This is a genomic window from Ponticaulis profundi (assembly GCF_042659465.1).
Lineage (GTDB): Bacteria > Pseudomonadota > Alphaproteobacteria > Caulobacterales > Hyphomonadaceae > Ponticaulis > Ponticaulis profundi.
This window is the reverse complement of sequence record NZ_JBHSSW010000028.1, coordinates 114,058-127,622: the sequence shown is the minus strand read 5'-3', so window position 1 is coordinate 127,622 and position 13,565 is coordinate 114,058. Positions and strand designations below refer to the sequence as shown.

Genomic DNA, 13,565 nt, shown 5'->3' with positions numbered 1-13,565 from the left:
ATGACCATGGATTAGACCGAAAACCGGCAGCTTAACCTTCGTCGATCCGGCTGTCAGAATAGGCAAGCCCCAGTCCGAAAGCCTTCACGGCTGCTTCCGTGCGGTTTTTCACCTTCAGCTTTTCAAAGCAGCGGCGGGTATAAGTATCAATCGTATGCGCTGACAGCCCCAGTGTTTCACTGATCTCGGCTTTTGATTTGCCCTTCATGATTCCGACCAGAATCTGACGTTCGCGCATGGAAACCCGAACACGGTCACTTTCAGAGAGTTTCCAGTAGCGAATGAAAAACTCATTGAAATACAGGTATATTTTTCGAAGTTCCGGCCAACTCATTTCTGGGCGCACATCGGGAAAAGCGATCACGAAATAAGCAACAACGCCAGGCTTCGGACAGACAGGCGTGCCAACGCCATCCCGCAAGCCGACCTCTTCCAGCATATTGAAGAATCGGATCTGAACATCATTCCAGCGCATCTGATCACGGACCCGCGAGTATTGGACCGGGCTTCCCTTGACCAGTGCCGCTTCCATGAAAGGATCATCCATGGCGGCAAACTCGCGATAAAAATCCCGTATCTTTTTCGGAAACGTGGTGACATAGGGCTGCCAGCCACTGTCCTCGCGGGTTTCACCATAAATCAATGGATACCCACCAACAGCACCAGCCCCCAGTGCGGTCGATTGTTCCGTGAAATACCCGACCAGTTCTTCCTTGCTGGTCATCTCACTCAAATTGAGAATGTATTGCTCGATATCCATTTTCAGACGCGATTTTCTTTGAACGCTATCATGAGTTAGGCCGAAAAAACACCCTGACGAACGGCGTAAATTTAACCTGGATCAATATCGTAGCGTAAAGTCACGTCCCGCGCGTATCGCCGAAAAGATGGATGTGAAGCCGGTCTGTGAACCGATACCCCATCTTCACACAGATATCAGACAGCCATTTGCTGCGTGCGCGTATCGTTTCCGGGTCGCGCCCCAGCGGCATCAAAAACACGCGATCGGCTGGAATCCGGTATGTCCTGACGAGCGTCGTCACTTCGGCGAGGTCCTGCTCGTTTTCAATGACGAATTTGAACCAGCTTGCCGGAAGCTCAGCAAATCGCGCCAGCACATCTGCCCGTTGAGCTATTTTCAGATCATTGCCTGAATGGGCCAACTTGGGCGAGACATTAAATTGGTTTACACGAGCGATCAGCTCGTCTGTTGGTCGGATCGAGCCATTGGTTTCGATTTCAGTCCAAACCGGGCCGCATTCGGATTTGATAGCGTCAATCAGCGCAGGCAGTTTCGCCTGTTGCTGTAGCGGCTCTCCGCCCGTCAAAACAATTCCCGATGGATTGAGTGGCGCGACGCGCGAAACGACCGCATCAATCGTTTGCGTCAGCATCTCCTCGGCGCGATCGAACTTGATCTGATCTTCGTGCTCGAACGGCGTGCCGTTGAAATTCCAAGTATAGGCTGTGTCGCACCATTTGCAGTGCAGGTTGCAACCCGAGAGCCGAATAAAAACACGGGGCGCCCCAAGGCTCGCCCCTTCCCCCTGAATGGAGTGAAAAATCTCAGGCTCGCCGCGATCATCCACTGCCAGCCTGAGAACCGAATCCGTCATTCAGACTCACTTAGCCATTTCTTCCGGGCGGAACAGACCAACCCGCATGTCTTTTGCTGTGTAGATCAGCTTGTCATCGGCATAGAGATTGCCATCCGCAATACCGAGCACCAGCCGCCCACGCATGGCGCGTTTGATATCGATTTCATAGCGCACGGTTTTGACATCGGGCGTCACCTGTCCGGTGAACTTCACCTCACCAACACCCAAGGCGCGACCTTTGCCGGGCGAACCGCTCCAGCCAAGCCAGAAGCCGACGCACTGCCACATTGCATCAAGCCCCAGACAGCCCGGCATAACCGGGTCGCCGATGAAGTGGCACTGAAAAAACCAGAGCGATGGATCAATATCGAGCTCGGCAACCATATTGCCTTTGCCCTTCGTACCACCATCGAGGGTGATTTCCGTGATGCGGTCCATCATAAGCATTGGCGGAGCAGGCAATTGTGCATTGCCTTCGCCAAACAGACTGTTGCGACCGCTCTCGATCAATTCTTCGCGGTTATACGACGACTGTGGTGTGAATGTCTCGGCCAAGAATATGATCCTTCATCGCACTATTTTAGTGTGGATTGGCCGTAGCAGAGGCCTTAGTCAGACTCAATAGTAGGGGCTGACAAACGTGCCAGTTGCCGTTCCACTGGTTGCGCAGATGTTCCTGGCGCACCCCAAAGCTGCGATTTTGCCGCCCAGCCTTTGCGATGCTGAACATAAACCTGGCAGAACGCACCTTCACAACCGATGAGCGTTGCAACGTTACCAGGCTCCATGCGTGCAATCACGCGGGAATTGGCCTTCGGGTGACTCTTCAGGTCAACCGCCGCATCGCCAAAGATCAGAACACTCGGCTGGCCGCCGAGCGTGCGCGCATGCATCCAGACTTCATCGCCGGATGGATCGCGCACCATACGCCAATCGCGCGATTCCTTAACCACCATGACCGGCAACCCCTGACGCTCATAGCGCCATGCAATCGGATATTCGAGGCTTGGTCCGGTCCGGCCATGAACAGCCGCATATTTCAGAGATTCAAAGCGAGGAACAGGCTTGCCAGAAAAGGCGCTAATGCGCACAGTCATACCGGAAACAGCAGAACTCTGTTCCACCTTCGCTGTCTGGCCGAACGCCGAGAAGGTGAAGGATCCGAGCGCCATAACAATCGCCGCGACGACTATTTTCATGTTTACATGTCCCAGGGTTAATTTGATCTGGAAAATTTTGCCGATTTAGGTGAATCGGTCGTAAACACAGGCGATTAAATTTCAATTTCTCTTGCAGATTGGCCTAAGCGACCTGTTTTGCTAGGGATAAGAAAAAGATCAGGATAGGGACACGATGAGCTCTCAGAAACTCAAAGTCATCGTTACGCGGCGCCTGCCAGGCGTCGTAGAACTTCGCTTGAAGGAACTCTTTGATGCTGAGTTAAACCTCACTGACGAGCCGATGTCTCAGGACGCTCTGGCGGACGCAGTTGCCCGCGCTGATATTCTCGTGCCGACCGTGACAGACAAGCTTGATGGCCGCGTTCTCGCACGTGCCGGTGATAATCTCCGCCTCATTGCCCAATTCGGTGCGGGCTTTGACAATATCGACCTGCAATCTGCTACGCAGCGCGGCATCACGGTAACCAATACACCAGGGGTGCTCACCGACGATACTGCCGATATCACCATGGCCCTCCTGTTGGCAGTCCCGCGTCGCCTGATTGAAGGCGTCAAGGCCATCGAGAATGACGAGTTCACGGGCTGGACCCCCACCTGGATGATGGGCCGACGCATTTCCGGAAAACGGCTCGGCATTATTGGCATGGGTCGAATTGGGCAGGCTGTCGCGCGCCGGGCAAAAGCCTTCGGCATGCAAATTCACTATCACAATCGAAAGCCGGTCAGCCCGAATATCGAATCAGCGCTTGAAGCAACCTATTGGGACAGCCTGGATCAGATGCTGTCGCGCATGGACTTCATTTCAGTGAACTGTCCACACACGCCAGCAACTTATCACCTGCTGACGGCACGCCGCCTGGATCTCATCCAGCCCCACGCTTACATCGTGAATACTTCACGCGGCGAGGTGATTGACGAGGCCGCACTCGGCCGTGCGCTGGAGGCTGGCAAGATCGCAGGCGCCGGTCTCGACGTGTTCGAGAATGAACCTGAAATCAATCCGATGCTGAAAAAGCTGCCAAATGTGGTGCTACTGCCGCACCTTGGTTCAGCAACGGAAGAAGGCCGCACCGAAATGGGCGAAAAGGTCATCATCAACATCAAGACCTTCGTTGATGGTCACAAGCCGCCAGATCGCGTCATCCCCTCCATGCTTTAATCGAGCGGTTCGGTCTCGGCCATATTCACATCGTCTATGGCCGTTTCCGGAACCTCACTTTCATCACTCACCAGAGCATTGATGAGAAATGCTTTTGCATCTGCCAACGACTGAGCTGCGGCTTCTTCCTGAGGCAGATGTCCGATCTGATCGTAGAAAATAACTTCAGAATTCGGGATCTGCTCCCCATAGCGGTTCGCAAACCCCGGCGGCACGATCTTGTCCTCGCGCCCATGCAGAACCAGCACCGGCACGGATATTTCAGACAATCGAGCTTCAAAAGCTGCAGCATCTGTGCGGTCACGCGTTGCCAGCGCAATCAGAGCAGCGCGGTGACCGGGCGCACGCGCAAGGTCAGCATATTCCCGGACCATCTGATTGGTGACGAATTCCGGATCCACAAAAGATGACATCAACCCATCACGGATCAGCGGAGATACATCGAGGTCCTTGATGATCGGTCGAACAAACGGATTCTCGATCATCTGAAAGACGACAGGCGGCTCTTCCCCAGCATCAGCCTCAGGCAATCCCGCTGCTGCCACGAGTATCAGCGCATCCAGCCTTTCCGGATGGGCGAGTGCAAATCGCCAGGCAGTATGTCCGCCCATGGAGGAGCCAGCCAGTGTAAACTGCTGGAGGCCCAGCTCATCGGCAACGTCATCGACGAACGTGACAAGACCCTCGGTCGACAAATCCGTATCCGATAGAACACGTGTCAGACCATGCCCCGGTAAATCAAAGCGAAGCACCCGGTATTCATCAGCCAGACCATCTGCCCAGGCATCCCAGGTTGCCCAAGATGAGGCAAAACCATGCAAAAGAATGACGACTGGCCCATCAGGCGGCCCCTCATCAGTCATATGAACAATCAGACCATTTTCCAGTGTCAGGAATTTTGAGGCCTCGCGGCCATAGCGCGCCTCCAGCGTCTCATATGGAATCGGGTCGCGACGCAAAATCAGCCAACATGCGGCGATCGCCGCGGCCACAACGAGCCCAACAATAAGTAAACGACGACGCATTTCACCATCTTACACTGTCACAAAAGTGTCACGACACATGCAACAGGCCCGCGGGGGTTTCAAGTGAAACTTAAGCCGAATCTAAAATAGAACAGACAGGGCAATTCGGGTCCTGAGAAAGCGCAATATTACGGGTTCGATCCCCCAATCCGTCCATTAACCACAACCGGCCCGGTTTCGGCTGAAGGCCCAGGATATATTGAAGGGCAATCATCGCCATATGATTGGCTGTCAGTGTGGTGACAGCTCCGACGACACCGCGATCATTGCAATCGCCAGCCTGAGGCGGCGCTTCCGGCACATAGCATTGATAGCAGGGGCAAGCCTCGATGTCTGGCACATTCACAAGGAGACTTTGCCCCTGCCAGCCAGCCACTGCGCCCGAAACAAAAGGAATGCCAGCCTGTCGGCTCCATCTATTGATTTCAAAACGGCTTTCGAAATTGTCTGTACCGTCCAGTATGATGTTCGCGTCGCCCATGCTGTGTTCCGGCGACCAACGTTCCGACACCGCGCCGATTTCAACACCGGGATTCAGGCTAGCGATGCGCGCTTTCAGGGCATCGACCTTCAAGGCGCCCACATCCGACGTCACAAAATGCGTCTGACGCTGCAGATTGGACAGGTCCACCCGATCATCGTCAAAAATCTGAATAAATCCGATCCCTGCAGCAGCGAGTGTAATCGCCATCTGACCGCCCAGAGCACCGGCACCCACGATGATGATCCGCGCTCGCAGTAATTTTTGCTGGCCAGGACCGCCGATTTCTTTCACGAGGAGGTGTCGTTTATAGCGCTCAAGCTGTTGCGGTGTCATTCTGAAGAGCCTCAATGCGGGTTCGTAATCTTCTTACTGGGCTGTCCTGATGAAGGCTTCAAGATGAGCAAGGATCAAACTCCGAATCTGACCCAATCTGTTCCGCTGGCCTGGATCAGTGGTGAAGAGCGGTCTCCAACCGGAAATGTCTTTTTGACTGGTCGCGCAGGCACCGGCAAAACCACGCTTCTGCGTCGCTTCTTGCACGATGCTGGCGAGAAAGCCATCGTGCTCGCCCCAACCGGCATTGCAGCGATGAATGTCGGTGGTCAGACCATCCACTCATTCTTCAAGTTTCCACCTCGCCTGCTGGACGGCGGCGATGTGAAACGCCTGCGAAATGCACGCCTCATCAAGAAGCTCGATACCATCATCATCGATGAGATTTCGATGGTCCGAGCCGACATGCTCGATGCCATCGATAAATCGCTCCAGCTCAATCGCGGCTCCAAAAAACCTTTCGGTGGCGTGCGTATGATCCTTAGTGGTGACTTGCACCAATTGCCGCCCGTTGTCGGCCGCGAGGAAGGTGAGATTCTCGAGGAGCGCTATGGCAACCCCTACTTCTTTCGGGCCGAAGCTTTTCAACGCGGCGCATTTGCTCTCGTCGCAATGAAACACGTCTTCCGGCAAAGCGACCCAACCTTTCTGACACTGCTTAACAGCATCCGGAACGGTCGACTGTCCCGCGACGATGCCGAAGCGCTGCACGCCAGGATTTCCGGGCGAACAGCCATAGAAGCGAGTGAGACCCACATTGTTCTCACACCCAACAATGCAGCCGCGAACCGTATCAACAAGGCCCGCCTTGAGGCGCTGGATGGCGACATGTATGCCTTCCAGGCAAGAGTTGACGGACAATTCGAAGATAAGGCCCATCCGACCGAAAACATTCTGGAACTCAAAGTCGGCGCACGGGTGATGCTGATCAAGAATGACCCGGAAGGCCGATGGGTGAACGGCTCGATTGGTGAAGTCACCGGCTTCGAAGACGATGCCTGCTTTGTCAAAATCAACCGCGACACCTACCGCATTGAGCAGGCCGTATGGGAAAAGTACCGGTATGAGCTGGACCGGGATACAGACAAGGTCGACCGTTCTGTAGTCGGTTCTTTCAAACAGCTACCGATAAGGCTCGCTTATGCCGTGACCATTCACAAGTCACAGGGTCTCACACTCGACCGCGTGTATATCGATTTCGACTATGGCATGTTTGCTCACGGTCAGGCCTATGTCGCCTTTTCCAGAGCGCGGTCGCTTGATGGACTGGATATCTCGCGGCCTCTTCGCCCGACTGATCTTGTGTTCGATCGACGCGCCTTTGATTTTGGAAAGCTTGATATCGTCGAAGATACAGATGATTATCTGATCGCGGGCTTTCAGCCCCGTGAAAACGAATTGCTCTGATTATCCGCTAAACAGAATGCCAGGCGTTCAGAGTTTAGATGAAAAACTACGCCTTCAGCGCCGCTTCCATCAGGTCAAAAACCCCATCAACTTCGCGCTCTAACTTGTCGAGTGTCAAATGCGACCATAGCTGCGGATAGCTGAATTTCATAAAGGCCATCTGCATCATTTCAGCCGTGAATGTCGTATCTTTCTGAGGCCTGAGTTCTCCGCTGGATATCCCTTGCTCAAGTATCTGAACGATGTAAATGCGTTCCTGAGCAAGTTGTTCATTGGCAAAGGTCGGGCGATCGTCCGCAAGCACTTCAGCAACCTCAAGAAGCTTTGCATTCGATGCAAGCAATTCGAAGGTTCGATTCATACGGAGATGAAAGAATTGTCGCAATCTGGTGATTGCTGAACTTGCGTCATCGCGCGCCATATCCGCATAAACTTGAAATGTTTCTGTATTCGCTTTCCTTGCCAAAGCCTCGGCAATGTCGAGCTTCGACTTGAAAAAGCGATAGATATTTCCCGCAGACATGTCACAATCTTTGGCAATTTCTGCCATAGTGGTTTTGCCATATCCATAATGCAGGATACGCTCAGTTGCAGCGTGAAGGATTGCATCACGAGTATCTGTTCGGTCGTCCATCCGGACACTATTAGATTGAATTATTGAATCATCAATCAGAACTTCAACTCAAAGGCCTCGACATCATGACATTTCAGAAAATTGGCGTTCTTGGCGGCGGCGCATGGGGAACGGCACTGGCCTATACTGCGCATGCAGCTGGCCGAAACGTCAAACTCTGGGCACTTGAATCGTCCGTTGCAGAAGCTCTGAGCGCAGGACGCGGTAATCCGGATTTCCTGCCAGATGTGCCCCTACCCAAGATTGATGCCACGAATGATCTGGCCGAAATGGCCGATTGTGATGCCTTGCTCGCCGTTGTCCCTGCCCAGTTCGCCAGAGGCGTGTTCGAGAAGCTTCAGGATGTCATCCCGGCAGACATGCCGATTGCGTTGTGCGCCAAGGGTGTGGAACGCGGCTCACTGAAACTCATGACCGATGTCGTGAAAGAAACTCTGCCGAAAGCCCGTGTCGCTGTTCTGTCCGGACCAAGTTTTGCCAAGGATGTTGCGCTAGGGCTGCCGACGGCTGTCACTCTTGCCTGTCCAGACCGGGACATGGGCGAAGTCTGGATGCAAAGCATTGGACGACCAGAGTTTCGCCCCTATTGGAGCGATGACCTGATTGGCGCAGAAATTGGTGGTGCCGTCAAAAATGTGCTCGCGATTGCTACGGGCGCTGTTGAGGGGCTGGGTCTTGGTCGATCTGCGCATGCAGCGCTGATCTCCCGCGGATATGCGGAAATGGTGCGCCTTGGTGTTGCGATGGGCGCGAAAGCCGACACGCTGTCGGGACTTTGTGGTCTCGGTGATCTGGTGCTGACATGCTCCTCCTCTCAATCGCGAAATATGAGTTTTGGGAAGGCGCTTGGCGAAGGCAAATCGCCCGAAGAGATTCTGTCTTCCAGAAAAGCCGTGACCGAGGGCGTCGCTACGGCGCCCGGCATTGTTTCGCTAGCGGAACAATATGATGTTCGTATGCCAGTCTGCCGCACTGTGAATGCCGTGTTGAATGAATCCATGTCGATGGATGAAGCAATTTCCGTCTTGCTCGATCGGCCATTCAAGGCTGAAATCATGAGATGACTTTAACCATCCCGGAAACCACTCGCGCGGTCACAATTGGCGCGCTTCGTCTGCTTGATCAGATGGCCATGGCGTGCGTCACCGAGATGCGCCTCGCTAATGGTCGGCGAAGCGATATAATGGCAATCAGCGATAAGGGCGAGATCTGGATAGTGGAAGTCAAATCCTGTCGTGCGGACTATGAGAGTGATGGCAAATGGCACGAATACCGGCCATTTTGCGATCGGCTGTTCTTCGCCGTTTCAGAAGAGTTTCCCAAAGAGCTTATACCTAAAGACACAGGCCTGATTATCGCCGATCAATTCGGCGGCGCTCTGACAAGACCTGCGCCGGAACATAAGATTGCTGGTGCGAGACGCAAATCGCTAACACTGAAAATCGCCAGACAAGCCGCACGCCGAACGATGGCACTGCAGTTTGGCGACATACTCGCCATAGATGTCTGAGGCCACGACAATGCGTGAGGGCTCAAAGCGCGATGTTTTACCTGACCTGCTGCGCGCATGGGCGCTGATCGGCATCGTGCTGGTGAATGTTGAGATTTTCGCCTCGAACATGATGACGGGCTATCCCGATGCAGCGCTGGCCGGCACGGCAAGCCAGACAGCCGCTCTGCTGGTAAGCGCAGTCTTCCTATTGAAGTCCTATTCCCTGTTTTCGCTGATGTTTGGCGCAGGTCTTGGATATCAAATCGAGGCGGCAGAACGTGCCCGCGCAAATTTCAAGGCGCGGTATTTTCGTCGGATTACCGGGCTTCTGATACTCGGCCTCCTGCACGCCATTTTCTTTTTCATTGGCGACATCCTAGTGACCTATGCCCTGCTCGGCTCCGTCCTCTTTTTCCTGAGAAATGAGACGCCGAAAATGCTGTTCCGCATTGGCATTATTCTGATTGCGGTTCAGTTCAGCCTGCTTCTGCTCGGCGCATCAAGCCTCTTTCTGGTCGAGAATATTCCAGATCCAACCTTCCAGGAAGAATTCCAGGCGGGACTGACGCAAGCTCGGCTTGCCTCCGAAAAATCCAATATTGTTTGGTCTGAAGGCAGTTTCGGAGACGTTGCGCTCCTGCGCCTTCAGACGCTCCCAACACTCTTGCCATCATTCATTATGGTTCAGGCAATTGCCGCACTTGGCTTTTTTCTGATTGGCTTATCCTGGCAGCGCACAGGCTTGCTGCAGGACCCGCACGCACCATTCTGGAAAACAGCGCGCTGGGTACTGCTACCGCTTGGGCTGGTCGCCAGCTTTGCAGGCGCTGCGCTTTATCTGAAAGCCGAAACACGAGACAGCTCCACAGCGCTCTTTGCTCTTGCCATTCTGTTGGCAGCATCACCGTTTTCAACATTTGGATATGCAGGATGGATTGCGAAGCTCTGTGAGGGTCCGCAAGGACCCGTCCGGCGCTTCCTCGCGCGCGGTGGCTCTGCGACACTCTCCGCATATCTGATGCAGTCTCTGATCCTGTCGCTGGTATTTTGCGGATATGGCCTTGGGCTGTTCGGGAAGGTCACCGCATTTCAGGCCATCGCGATCGCACTGATAACAGGACTGTTTACATTGAGCTTTTGCAGCATTTGGTTGCTGCGCTTCAAACGCGGACCGATGGAAATCCTTCTACGCCGCTGGACCTATGGCAGAACCGCATCAGGCTGACTTTAACACGTCATCGACCCACGCAGGAACAATCTCACTCGCGGCACCATATCGTCCGTCGTCGAAAGCGTGGGCGTTTTCAGATGGCTCCAGATTGAGCTCCAGAGTGGACACACCATTCATCCGCGCCTCATTGACGAAACCGGCGGCAGGATACACCGACCCCGACGTACCGATCGAAACAAACAGATCAGCCTGGCCAAGTGCCTGATAAATATTTTCCATGTGATACGGCATCTCTCCGAACCACACGACATCTGGCCGCATCAACCCTTCTTTCCCACAATGACCACAGACATCGACCAGCCCCAAGTCATCAAACCAGTCGAGTTTGTGATGGCATGAGCCGCAGAATACCTTGGTTAGTTCGCCATGCATATGAAGCACATTCTCCGACCCGGCCTTTTCATGAAGGTTATCAACATTCTGCGTGACAATGAGGAGATCGCCGCCAGCATCCCGCATCGCCCGCTCAAGCTCGGCCAGTGCGAAATGCGCGGCATTTGGTTTTGCGGGCTTCAAAGCCGCGCGGCGCGCATTGTAAAAATCATGCACGAGCTGCGGATTGCGCGCGAAGCCTTCCGGAGTTGCCACATCTTCCAGCGGCACTTTCGTCCAGATGCCATCCTTGTCGCGAAACGTCCCCATACCGCTTTCGGCAGATATGCCTGCCCCCGTCAGCACAACGATCCTGACGCCCTGCATTCAAATCTCCTTCAAAGTGCTCTATTCCTATAGACGCGGCATTGGAGAGAGTTTGCAAGGATGAAACGGTTCGGTTCGCTCATAGCCTTGACGGCTACGCTGCTCATGCTCGGTGCGTGTGGCAAGCTGGAAGAACGACAGCAACGTTTCGACACACTCCTGGCCGCTTCTTCCGCGCAAATCAGAAGCCTTGGTGGCCCCACCAATTCACCGGATGCAGAGCACTCTCTGCGGGCCCGCGCCATTTCCACGCAATTCTGGCCTGAAGAACTCCGCCGCCCCAAAGCGCCGGAATGGATGATGGTCAAGAACACCGTGATCCTCGATCCGCAACGCCAAGCAACAACAGACGCCGCACCGGAAGAGCAGAAGCCGCTTGAAACCGTCATCGAGGAGCTCCAGGCTTTTCGGCTCGTTATTCAGCGCGATCGCTTACTGAGCGGCGCCACGCGGCTGACGGTGCAGCGACCGGTTTATCAACCTGCTCCATTGCTGTTTCGCCAGAAACTTCTAGTCCGCAGATCGGCGCTCTCTCCATGCGACAACGTGCGTATCGGTCTCACCGCGTCGAATGTAGACGAGGCTGCATTTCTATCCTGCCTGATCGCATATTTCGAACAGACCGCACTGCAATATTCGGTGTCTCCGGATTATATGCTGAGCCCGGCGCAAAGTGACGCTCAGGCTGTCAAAGCCCCGGCAGCTTCGCAATTCTGGGCTCACACACCTTATGAAATGAATAACCCGGACGCGGCCGTCATTGCGCTTCTGGACACTGGAATAGGATTGGATACCAAACAAATGGGGGGCTTTGACTTTGTCAGCGACCCTTTGGCAGCTGGCGATGGTGATGGCATCGATACCAACCCGCAAGATGTTGGTGATTTGTGCGATCCGAACAATGCACTTCAGAAAGACAGTCTGCATGGACCCGCCCTTGCAGGATTGATCAGCCAAGCGCCCAATCGATCAGACGCCCTCCGCACCATACTGATGGGCGCGAAGCTCATGCCAATCCGCGTGTCAGGCCGTTGCGGCGCACGCCTTTCAGACGCCCTGAACGGCCTTGCCTGGTCAAGCGGCATGGCCCCGGTCTTGCTGCCTAACGAGACAAGCTTTCGAAATGAAACACCTGCGGATCTGATCTTGTTTGCTTTCTCAGCCCCCGGACAATGTCCTCCAGCGCTTCAGTCTCTCGTGAGAAAACTCCATGCCGAAGGCCGCACAATGATCGTGCCCGCGGGTAATCACGGTGCACCGGCTTCCGGCTTTTTCCCTGCCAATTGCGAAGACGTGATTGCAGTGGCGGCATCAGATCGGGCCGGACACCTGACCGCTTATTCCAATTACGGGCCTGGGATTGACGTTATTGCACCGGGTGGTGACCTTGCCGCTGATCTCGACGAGGACGGCTGGCCAGATGGCATCATTGTGCCCGCCAAGGCTAGCAATTGCCGGGATCCGATCAGCGGGGCGGCAGTCGAAAAATGCCGATTGGCGCTCGCCGAGGGTACATCCCTGGCGGCTTCACGCGTCACGGCAGAATTAGCCAAGCGGCTGGACCAGGCCGCTTCAAACGAAAGCGTATCCGAAATCATTCCTCGCATTGGCGCGAGCGCTGAAAAGACACAATGTCGTGGCCCGTGTCCGGAAACCCTGAATGGCACGCCCATTGAAGGTATGCCGGGGCAATGCCACCGACCTTGTGGTACAAGGCAGATTATAGCGAGCTCACCGCTTACCTCTTCCAGCGCAGTTATGGGCGTTCGATAATGGCACGTCTTCCCCCTCGCCAGAACCAGACCATGTTGTCTGCCATCATGCTCCATCTGGGCATCCTGACGATGGTCAGCATCCTCGCCGCTGTATTTGTGCTAACGCTTCTGGTGCGCCCTGCTGATCAGGCAGGCGGCCCGCCTCTGCAGGATCTCGCCAAATCGGTGAAGGCAAGACTCTCCGGTGGCGTTACCTCTGATGGCAAGAAGCCTTCCGAGCGTAGCGAAGCCGACAGTCCGCGCTTCCTCGTGCGGTTCCAGAACAATCCAGACGCCGAAAAAGCCCTTCGCGAATTTCGTGAAAATCGCGGACGCGGCCAGGCCTCTTTTCGCAACTGGGCGATGGAAACCGAAAGCTTTCACAGTTTCGAACTGGTCGGCGTTACACCATCGGGGGAAGCAATCCTCATATACACAGCTCCGATGAGCGTATCGGATAATGCAGAAGCGCTCCGCCAGCTGACAAGACAGCTGACGGAAACATCTGGCGTATTATATGCCGACCCTTACCCGTTCACACGGCAATCGGCCCTCAGCCCCTAACGCC

Annotated in this window: 15 protein-coding genes; 7 read left to right on the top strand and 8 right to left on the bottom strand. The window is 54.6% G+C overall.

Translation table 11 applies throughout. From position 1 onward, the window contains the following. Positions 1-31: 31 nt before the first annotated feature. The 4 genes from ACFQDM_RS14365 to ACFQDM_RS14350 form a co-directional block, all read right to left on the bottom strand. Positions 32-760 (bottom strand): helix-turn-helix transcriptional regulator, encoded by a 729-nt coding sequence (locus ACFQDM_RS14365; RefSeq protein ID WP_377380177.1) that lies wholly within the window; start codon positions 758-760, stop codon positions 32-34. A 100-nt stretch (positions 761-860) separates the two neighbouring features. After that, a complete protein-coding gene (locus tag ACFQDM_RS14360; RefSeq protein WP_377380175.1) occupies positions 861-1,616 on the bottom strand; it encodes a 7-carboxy-7-deazaguanine synthase QueE in 756 nt (251 codons plus the stop codon). Between the two features lie 6 nt (positions 1,617-1,622). Continuing rightward, the gene (fabA, locus tag ACFQDM_RS14355) at positions 1,623-2,153 is read right to left on the bottom strand and encodes a bifunctional 3-hydroxydecanoyl-ACP dehydratase/trans-2-decenoyl-ACP isomerase (RefSeq protein WP_377380173.1); all 531 of its coding nucleotides are present in this window, start codon (positions 2,151-2,153) and stop codon (positions 1,623-1,625) included. Positions 2,154-2,206: 53 nt separating this feature from the next. Next, positions 2,207-2,797 carry an SH3 domain-containing protein gene (locus ACFQDM_RS14350; protein WP_377380171.1) on the bottom strand — a complete coding sequence of 197 codons (591 nt, stop codon included), beginning with the start codon at positions 2,795-2,797 and terminating at the stop codon, positions 2,207-2,209. A 154-nt stretch (positions 2,798-2,951) separates the two neighbouring features. On the opposite strand from ACFQDM_RS14350, the gene ACFQDM_RS14345 reads away from it, so the two are divergent. Further along, positions 2,952-3,938: a 2-hydroxyacid dehydrogenase gene (locus tag ACFQDM_RS14345; RefSeq protein WP_377380169.1), complete on the top strand. Its 987-nt coding sequence runs from the start codon at positions 2,952-2,954 to the stop codon at positions 3,936-3,938. On the opposite strand, the gene ACFQDM_RS14340 is transcribed toward ACFQDM_RS14345, so the two are convergent. Together ACFQDM_RS14340 and ACFQDM_RS14335 are read right to left on the bottom strand one after the other, a co-directional pair. Continuing rightward, on the bottom strand, positions 3,935-4,963 hold the full coding sequence (locus ACFQDM_RS14340) for an alpha/beta fold hydrolase (RefSeq protein WP_377380167.1): 1,029 nt from the start codon (positions 4,961-4,963) through the stop codon (positions 3,935-3,937). The two genes, ACFQDM_RS14345 and ACFQDM_RS14340, sit on opposite strands and share 4 nt — an antisense overlap. A gap of 70 nt (positions 4,964-5,033) precedes the next feature. After that, entirely contained in the window at positions 5,034-5,780 is a 747-nt protein-coding gene (locus ACFQDM_RS14335) for a HesA/MoeB/ThiF family protein (protein ID WP_377380165.1), read from the bottom strand. 63 nt (positions 5,781-5,843) lie between these two features. On the opposite strand from ACFQDM_RS14335, the gene ACFQDM_RS14330 reads away from it, so the two are divergent. Next, positions 5,844-7,187: an ATP-dependent DNA helicase gene (locus ACFQDM_RS14330; RefSeq protein WP_377380163.1), complete on the top strand. Its 1,344-nt coding sequence runs from the start codon at positions 5,844-5,846 to the stop codon at positions 7,185-7,187. Between the two features lie 46 nt (positions 7,188-7,233). Here ACFQDM_RS14330 and ACFQDM_RS14325 read toward each other — a convergent pair whose 3' ends face one another. After that, entirely contained in the window at positions 7,234-7,821 is a 588-nt protein-coding gene (locus ACFQDM_RS14325) for a TetR/AcrR family transcriptional regulator (protein ID WP_377380161.1), read from the bottom strand. Positions 7,822-7,886: 65 nt separating this feature from the next. Between ACFQDM_RS14325 and ACFQDM_RS14320 the strand changes: the two genes are divergently transcribed. The 3 genes from ACFQDM_RS14320 to ACFQDM_RS14310 are packed head-to-tail and all read left to right on the top strand — an operon-like array spanning position 7,887 to position 10,538. Continuing rightward, the gene (locus tag ACFQDM_RS14320; RefSeq protein WP_377380159.1) at positions 7,887-8,885 is read left to right on the top strand and encodes an NAD(P)H-dependent glycerol-3-phosphate dehydrogenase; all 999 of its coding nucleotides are present in this window, start codon (positions 7,887-7,889) and stop codon (positions 8,883-8,885) included. Beyond that, complete coding sequence (locus tag ACFQDM_RS14315; protein WP_377380157.1) at positions 8,882-9,331, top strand: MmcB family DNA repair protein; 450 nt, start codon at positions 8,882-8,884, stop codon at positions 9,329-9,331. The genes ACFQDM_RS14320 and ACFQDM_RS14315 overlap by 4 nt, the downstream gene beginning before the upstream one ends. After that, on the top strand, positions 9,324-10,538 hold the full coding sequence (locus tag ACFQDM_RS14310; RefSeq protein WP_377380155.1) for a DUF418 domain-containing protein: 1,215 nt from the start codon (positions 9,324-9,326) through the stop codon (positions 10,536-10,538). The genes ACFQDM_RS14315 and ACFQDM_RS14310 overlap by 8 nt, the downstream gene beginning before the upstream one ends. Here ACFQDM_RS14310 and cobB read toward each other — a convergent pair. Then, complete coding sequence (gene cobB, locus ACFQDM_RS14305; RefSeq protein WP_377380153.1) at positions 10,530-11,243, bottom strand: Sir2 family NAD+-dependent deacetylase; 714 nt, start codon at positions 11,241-11,243, stop codon at positions 10,530-10,532. The genes ACFQDM_RS14310 and cobB overlap by 9 nt on opposite strands. 87 nt (positions 11,244-11,330) lie before the next feature. Between cobB and ACFQDM_RS14300 the strand changes: the two genes are divergently transcribed. Together ACFQDM_RS14300 and ACFQDM_RS14295 are read left to right on the top strand one after the other, a co-directional pair. Next, positions 11,331-13,016, top strand: a complete 1,686-nt coding sequence (locus ACFQDM_RS14300) for a S8 family serine peptidase (protein ID WP_377380151.1) — start codon at positions 11,331-11,333, stop codon at positions 13,014-13,016. Further along, complete coding sequence (locus tag ACFQDM_RS14295) at positions 13,016-13,561, top strand: hypothetical protein (protein ID WP_377380149.1); 546 nt, start codon at positions 13,016-13,018, stop codon at positions 13,559-13,561. The genes ACFQDM_RS14300 and ACFQDM_RS14295 overlap by 1 nt, the downstream gene beginning before the upstream one ends. Positions 13,562-13,565: the final 4 nt, after the last annotated feature.

What these genes read in the sequence shown, in the direction of transcription:
- ACFQDM_RS14365 (WP_377380177.1), bottom strand. Translation starts at nt 760, where the DNA reads ATGGATATCGAGCAATACATTCTCAATTTGAGTGAGATGACCAGCAAG.
- ACFQDM_RS14360 (WP_377380175.1), bottom strand. Translation starts at nt 1,616, where the DNA reads ATGACGGATTCGGTTCTCAGGCTGGCAGTGGATGATCGCGGCGAGCCT.
- ACFQDM_RS14350 (WP_377380171.1), bottom strand. Translation starts at nt 2,797, where the DNA reads ATGAAAATAGTCGTCGCGGCGATTGTTATGGCGCTCGGATCCTTCACC.
- ACFQDM_RS14345 (WP_377380169.1), top strand. Translation starts at nt 2,952, where the DNA reads ATGAGCTCTCAGAAACTCAAAGTCATCGTTACGCGGCGCCTGCCAGGC.
- ACFQDM_RS14340 (WP_377380167.1), bottom strand. Translation starts at nt 4,963, where the DNA reads ATGCGTCGTCGTTTACTTATTGTTGGGCTCGTTGTGGCCGCGGCGATC.
- ACFQDM_RS14335 (WP_377380165.1), bottom strand. Translation starts at nt 5,780, where the DNA reads ATGACACCGCAACAGCTTGAGCGCTATAAACGACACCTCCTCGTGAAA.
- ACFQDM_RS14330 (WP_377380163.1), top strand. Translation starts at nt 5,844, where the DNA reads ATGAGCAAGGATCAAACTCCGAATCTGACCCAATCTGTTCCGCTGGCC.
- ACFQDM_RS14325 (WP_377380161.1), bottom strand. Translation starts at nt 7,821, where the DNA reads ATGGACGACCGAACAGATACTCGTGATGCAATCCTTCACGCTGCAACT.
- ACFQDM_RS14320 (WP_377380159.1), top strand. Translation starts at nt 7,887, where the DNA reads ATGACATTTCAGAAAATTGGCGTTCTTGGCGGCGGCGCATGGGGAACG.
- ACFQDM_RS14315 (WP_377380157.1), top strand. Translation starts at nt 8,882, where the DNA reads ATGACTTTAACCATCCCGGAAACCACTCGCGCGGTCACAATTGGCGCG.
- ACFQDM_RS14310 (WP_377380155.1), top strand. Translation starts at nt 9,324, where the DNA reads ATGTCTGAGGCCACGACAATGCGTGAGGGCTCAAAGCGCGATGTTTTA.
- cobB (WP_377380153.1), bottom strand. Translation starts at nt 11,243, where the DNA reads ATGCAGGGCGTCAGGATCGTTGTGCTGACGGGGGCAGGCATATCTGCC.
- ACFQDM_RS14295 (WP_377380149.1), top strand. Translation starts at nt 13,016, where the DNA reads ATGGCACGTCTTCCCCCTCGCCAGAACCAGACCATGTTGTCTGCCATC.